General features: G+C 58.3%; 6 protein-coding genes. 1 reads left to right on the top strand and 5 read right to left on the bottom strand.

Annotation, left to right across the window (positions count from 1 at the left end):
* Window positions 1-201: 201 nt before the first annotated feature.
* The 5 genes from PL597_RS25700 to PL597_RS25680 form a co-directional block, all read right to left on the bottom strand.
* Window positions 202-657 carry a molybdenum cofactor biosynthesis protein MoaE gene (locus PL597_RS25700; RefSeq protein WP_271366623.1) on the bottom strand — a complete coding sequence of 152 codons (456 nt, stop codon included), beginning with the start codon at window positions 655-657 and terminating at the stop codon, window positions 202-204.
* 4 nt (window positions 658-661) lie between these two features.
* Entirely contained in the window at window positions 662-916 is a 255-nt protein-coding gene (gene moaD, locus PL597_RS25695) for a molybdopterin converting factor subunit 1 (RefSeq protein ID WP_142912535.1), read from the bottom strand.
* The gene (gene pgsA, locus PL597_RS25690) at window positions 916-1503 is read right to left on the bottom strand and encodes a CDP-diacylglycerol--glycerol-3-phosphate 3-phosphatidyltransferase (RefSeq protein ID WP_077982549.1); all 588 of its coding nucleotides are present in this window, start codon (window positions 1501-1503) and stop codon (window positions 916-918) included. The genes moaD and pgsA overlap by 1 nt, the downstream gene beginning before the upstream one ends.
* Before the next feature lie 103 nt (window positions 1504-1606).
* Window positions 1607-3652: an excinuclease ABC subunit UvrC gene (gene uvrC / locus PL597_RS25685; protein WP_271366622.1), complete on the bottom strand. Its 2046-nt coding sequence runs from the start codon at window positions 3650-3652 to the stop codon at window positions 1607-1609.
* Window positions 3649-4437 carry an SDR family oxidoreductase gene (locus PL597_RS25680; protein WP_271366620.1) on the bottom strand — a complete coding sequence of 263 codons (789 nt, stop codon included), beginning with the start codon at window positions 4435-4437 and terminating at the stop codon, window positions 3649-3651. Before PL597_RS25680 ends, uvrC begins: the two co-directional genes overlap by 4 nt.
* A 349-nt stretch (window positions 4438-4786) precedes the next feature.
* Between PL597_RS25680 and PL597_RS25675 the strand changes: the two genes are divergently transcribed.
* Complete coding sequence (locus PL597_RS25675) at window positions 4787-5443, top strand: outer membrane protein (RefSeq protein ID WP_077982547.1); 657 nt, start codon at window positions 4787-4789, stop codon at window positions 5441-5443.
* The last annotated feature ends 233 nt before the right edge of the window (window positions 5444-5676 follow it).

The raw sequence follows: 5676 nt of genomic DNA, 5'->3' as shown, positions 1-5676 counted from the left end.
GCCAGTGCAATATTCTGCTCCACCATCCACCGCACCCCTTTTTGAGGGGCCAAAGATGGCCGATTATCGTTAACCGTCAGTTAATCTGCCAAAGTAGTGCTAGAGCGCTTTCGCGTTTCTTCGAATCGCGAAAGCGCTCTAACTCTTTGTTTCGTCGCATTTCCGGACGGAAAACCGGGCTCCACTTTTCCTGGAAATGCTCTATCGCCACTTGTCCTTGGCCGTATCGTCGGTTGTCTTTGCCGCCACCCAGCCGCCCGCCGAGCCATCCTTGCCATGTTCCTTTTTCCAGAACGGGGCGGATGTCTTCAAATAGTCCATCACGAAATTCGCGCCATCGAAGGCCGCCTGTCGATGCGATGAAGCTGCGATGACGAGGACGATATTTTCGCCGGTAGCGATCTTGCCGTGGCGGTGGATGGCGGTGAGGCCGAGAAGGCCGAAGCGCTCCATGGCAATCTTGGCGATGCGGGTTATTTCCGCCTCTGCCATGCCGGGATAGTGTTCCAGTTCCAGCGCCGCAAGCGTACCTCCATCATCCCGGCAGAGCCCGGTGAAGGCCACGACCGCGCCGATGCTCCTGTCCCCTTCCGTCAGCCGGCGGGTTTCTTCCGCAGCGTCGAAATCCTTTGCCTGCACGCGGACTGTCGGCTGCACCCGCTCATCCCCCCGTCATCGGCGGGAAGATGCCGATCTCGCGCGCGCCGACGATGCTCTCATCGTGCTCGACATGTTCCTGATTGACGGCGACGCGAATTACATTGGGGAATTCGAAGGCCGCTTCGTAATTCTCGCCGCGCGTCGCAAGCCACGCGATCAGCTCGCCGGCGGTGGTGATGGAGGAGGGGATGTCCAGCTCCTCTTCATCCGTGCCGATCTTCTCGCGAACCCAGGCGAAATAAACGATCCGCGTCATCAGTCTTCGTCCACGATGTGTTTCAGGCCGGCCTTGAAGTAATCATAGCCGGTATACATGGTCAACGCCGCCGCGAGCCACAGCAGGGTAATGCCCATTTCGGTCGTGTAGGGCAGAACCTTGTCGCCAGCCGGACCGGCAAGAAGAAAGGCGATGGCGACCATCTGGATGGTCGTCTTCCATTTGGCGATGCGGGTGACGGGAACGCTGACCTTCAACGCCGCCAGATATTCGCGCAGGCCCGAGACCAGAATTTCGCGGCAGAGAATGGTGATGGCCGCCCAGAGCGACCAGCCGGCAATGGTGCCATCCGCCGCCATCAAAAGGAGCACGGAGGCGACCAGAAGCTTGTCGGCGATCGGGTCCAGCATGCGGCCGATATTGGAGGTCTGGTTCCAGATACGCGCCAGATAACCATCGAGGAAATCGGTCAGCGAAGCGATGATGAACAGCCACAGAGCCGTCCAGCGCGCGAAATCCGAGCTTTCCAGTTTCCCTTCGACGTAAAAACACAGGACAATGACAGGAACCGCGAAGATGCGGCCATAGGTGAGAAGGTTGGGAATGCTGTATGCGCGCGAAGCCATGGGAAACCTGTCAGTCTGAGATCAACTGTCTTGATGCCGCCGCCAAGGCATAGCGTCAACACGTGATTATGTTTTTTTAGCAGTTCGGTCCCACCGTTCTGCGTCAATCGCTGCCGCTCTCGTGGAAGTGATTGTAAATTTGTCGCGCCACCGTCTCCGAAATGCCGGTAACAGCCATCAGATCGTTGAGGCCGGCGCGGGAAACCGCCTTTGCCGTGCCGAAATGCTGCAGCAGGGAGCGTTTCCGTCCCGGACCGATTCCCGAAATTTCATCCAGCGGATTGCGCACCATTTCCTTCTTGCGTCGTGCCCGGTGCGAGCCGATGGCGAAGCGGTGCGCCTCGTCGCGCATGCGCTGGATGAAATAAAGCACGGGGTCGCGCGGCGGCAGAGAGAAATCGGCGCGCCCATCCGCAAAGAAGCGTTCGCGGCCCGCCTCGCGGTCAACGCCCTTTGCGACGCCGATGGCGGTCACGCAGTCGCGAATGCCGAGTTCATCGAGGATGGCCCGCACCGCGGTCATCTGGCCCTGGCCACCGTCGATCAGGATCACATCCGGCCAAGCGGGGAAGGGCAGGTCGGCGGCTTCTTCCGATGTCGGGACGCGTTCGCGATCCGGCTTGCCTTCTTCTTTCAGCAGGCGCGAGAAGCGACGGGTCATCACTTCGCGCATCATGCCGAAGTCGTCACCGGGGGTGATGTCGGTCGATTTGATGTTGAATTTGCGGTACTGGTTCTTCACGAAACCTTCCGGCCCCGCCACCACCATGCCGCCCACGGCATTGGTGCCCATGATGTGGGAGTTATCGTAAATCTCGATGCGGCGCGGCACATAGGGAAGGTTGAACGTCTCGGCCATGCCTTTCAGCAACCGCGCCTGAGACGAGGTTTCCGCCAGCTTGCGGCCATGCGCCTCACGGGCATTGGCCAGAACATGGTCGGTAATGTCCTTCTTCTCGCCGCGCTGGGGCACGTTGATCGTCACCTTGTGCCCGGCTTTTTCACCGAGGGCAGCCGCCAGGAGTTCCTGTTCTTCGACAGCCTCCGACAGCAGGATCTGCTTCGGCACAGGCTTGTCGTCGTAGAACTGCGCCAAAAAGGCGTTGAGGATTTCCGAGCCGGGCAGGGAAGGGTCGGCCTTGGGGAAATAGGCGCGGTTGCCCCAGTTCTGGCCGGTGCGGAAAAAGAACACCTGAATGCAGGAGATGCCGCCTTCGTGATGGATGGCGAAGACATCCGCCTCCTCGATGCCGGCGGGATTGATGCCCTGATGGCTCTGGACATGGGAAAGTGCGGCCAGCCGGTCGCGATAGACGGCGGCGCGCTCGAAATCGAGATCCTCGGCCGCCTCGTTCATCTGCCGCGCAATCGCGGTCTTGACGCTCTGGCTCTTGCCGGACAGGAAATCCTTGGCTTCCTTGACGAGTTCTTCATACCCCTGATCGCTGATCTCATGCGTGCAGGGGCCGGAACAGCGCTTGATCTGGTAAAGAAGACAGGGACGCGTGCGGGTTTCGAACACGCTGTCCGTACAGGTTCGAATCAGGAAGGCGCGCTGCAGCGAATTGATCGTACGGCCGACAGCGCCGGCGGACGCAAAGGGGCCGAAATAATCGCCCTTGCGCGCCCGCGCACCGCGATGCTTGAAGATCGCCGGGGCACGATTGTCGGCGGTGATGAGAATGTAAGGAAACGACTTGTCGTCGCGCAAAAGCACATTAAAGCGCGGCCGCAAGCGCTTGATCAGATTCGCTTCCAGAAGAAGCGCCTCTGTTTCCGTGCGGGTGGTGACGAATTCCATATGCGCGGTCAGCCGCACCATCTGGGCAATGCGGTTGGAATGCACGCGGCCCTGCGCGTAATTGCCGACACGCTTCTTCAGCGAGCGCGCCTTGCCGACATAAAGAACGTCGTTCGCCTCGTTGAACATGCGATAGACGCCCGGCGCATTCGGCAGTTGTTTGACGATTTCGCCGATCAGATCCATGCCCTTCAGGCCGGATTCATTCTTCCAGCCCGCATTCCAGTCCATGCCGGCAACGTCGCTCGATGCCTCGGCCGCATCGGTCACGGCAAGGTTTGCATCGTCGTCTTCGTCGTCGGTTTCATCGAAGAGAATACCGCCGTCAGGCAGCTTCTTTCCGTTCATTCATTTATCTCCGCCACGTCAGGGGTTTCCCAGCCGAGGTGCTGGCCGCCATCGAGCGCGATCATTTGTCCGGTGACCGACGGCGTGTCGTAAAGAAAGCGAATCGTCCGCCCGAACTCGTCCGGCGCAGGACCACGCTTTAATATAAGGCCGTCGATCTGCGCCTGAAAGTCCTCGGGCGCCTGTCTTTCGCTTTTGAAGGTGGGACCCGGCCCGATGGCATTGACCCGCACCCGTGGCGCGAAGCTTTGTGCCATGGTTTGTGTTGCGGTCCAAAGGGCCGATTTCGAAAGCGTATAGGAATAAAAACGCGGGGTCAGCGCAAGCACGCGCTGGTCGATTATATTGACGATCAGCCCGGATGTATCCGCAGGCAATTGCTCGACGAAGGCGGCGGCGATGAGGGAAGGGGCCCGCACATGAACCGCAAAATGCGCATCGAACACATCAGGATCGGGCGTTTCCGCCGAATCCTTCAGAAAAACCGAGGCATTGTTGACGACGACACCAATCGGCCCGAGGGCTGAGGCGGCCTTTTCGACAAGCGTCATTGTTGACGCAGATTGTGTCAGGTCCGCCTGAACGGCTACGGCCTTGCCACCTTTCCGCCTTATTTCGTTAGCGAATTCCTCCGCCTGTGCCATCGATTCATTGGCGTGGACGGCAATCGCAAAGCCGTGGGCTGCGAGATCGGTGGCGATTGCCCGCCCCAGCCGGCGGGCGGCCCCCGTTATCAAGACTGTCTTCGGTATATGTTCTTTCACGACGGACCTGCATTTGCTCATATATTCCCTATGTGCTGGATATAGATGCAAATCGCAAGCTGTCACGCATCCCCAAAAGAATTGGGCGATTTTTTATTCGCAATGCAATTTCGGTTTAATTTGAATATAACTAAGTTTAAAGGCGATCTATTGCTGGTTAGGTTTCTGTTAGGGTTAATAAACTCCTTGTGGCAATTGGGCAACGTCTAATTCTAGTCACGCCGCTGCCCCAAACAATTCACATTTTGGCTCTTTGATCTCCGCATTCTCCTATCAAATTCAGTTTCCAGAGGGGCGATTAACCCGACGAGTTTACACCGCGTCTGAGAACAATGTTTTGAGTACAGAGCGGTCCTGAAAGGAGAATAGCATGCGTATTTTCGTAGCAACCCTTATGGCTTCGACCATGGCAGTGGCCGGCTTTTCGGCTGCTCACGCCGCTGACGCCGTAAATGAAGTGCCACAGGCACCGGTGTCCTACGACCAGCCAGCACCGGTCAAGGATTGGTCCGGCGCCTACCTCGGTGGTACGGTCAACTATGACTGGGGCCGTTTCAGCTCCAGCAATGACGGCCGTGACGCCAAGGGCTTCGGCGGCGGTCTGTACGGCGGTTACAACATGCAGAACGGCCAGATCGTTTACGGTGGTGAAGCCGACATCAATCTCGGTGACGAGAAGGGCTCTGCCGGTACGGTTGCCGGTAACGCCATCGAAGGCAAGCAGGGCGTCAACGGCTCGCTGCGTGCCCGCGTCGGTTACGACATGAACCCGTTCCTGCTCTACGGCACGGCCGGTCTGGCAGTTTCCGATAACAAGGTGCGTGACGCGACCTCCAAGGACAGCGCCACCGCTCTCGGTTACACTGTTGGTGCCGGTGTGGAAGCCATGGTGACCGATAACATCACCGCCCGTCTGGAATATCGCTATAGCGACTACCAGAAAAAGGACTACGGTCTCGACTCCGGCGCCTTCTCGCGTGGTTTCGACGATCACTCCGTCAAGGCCGGTATCGGCGTCAAATTCTGATCCTTTTCGGATCGGTCAAAGAAAAGCCGGGGTTTACGCCCCGGCTCAGACCGCTGACAAACCCGTCGATATTTTCGGCGGGTTTTTTCTTTTTCGGGATGATGACGTTTTATTGTCGTCTTTTGCGGGTGAACGGGAGATAAGATGAGCCTCGTTTCCTCATCCCCAGGCGGGTTTGGGTGCTTTCGTGAGCGCCATCGCTATTTTCTTGATGTTCTGGGCGCTCGCGGCGA

It is taken from the genome of Agrobacterium sp. ST15.13.013 (assembly GCF_027956525.1).
GTDB lineage: Bacteria > Pseudomonadota > Alphaproteobacteria > Rhizobiales > Rhizobiaceae > Agrobacterium > Agrobacterium salinitolerans.
This window is presented reverse-complemented; position numbering and strand designations above follow the sequence as displayed.

Bases quoted from the DNA above. Each gene is read 5' to 3' on its own strand.
- PL597_RS25675 (WP_077982547.1), top strand. From the start codon at position 4,787: ATGCGTATTTTCGTAGCAACCCTTATGGCTTCGACCATGGCAGTGGCC.
- moaD (WP_142912535.1), bottom strand. From the start codon at position 916: ATGACGCGGATCGTTTATTTCGCCTGGGTTCGCGAGAAGATCGGCACG.
- pgsA (WP_077982549.1), bottom strand. From the start codon at position 1,503: ATGGCTTCGCGCGCATACAGCATTCCCAACCTTCTCACCTATGGCCGC.
- PL597_RS25680 (WP_271366620.1), bottom strand. From the start codon at position 4,437: ATGAGCAAATGCAGGTCCGTCGTGAAAGAACATATACCGAAGACAGTC.
- uvrC (WP_271366622.1), bottom strand. From the start codon at position 3,652: ATGAACGGAAAGAAGCTGCCTGACGGCGGTATTCTCTTCGATGAAACC.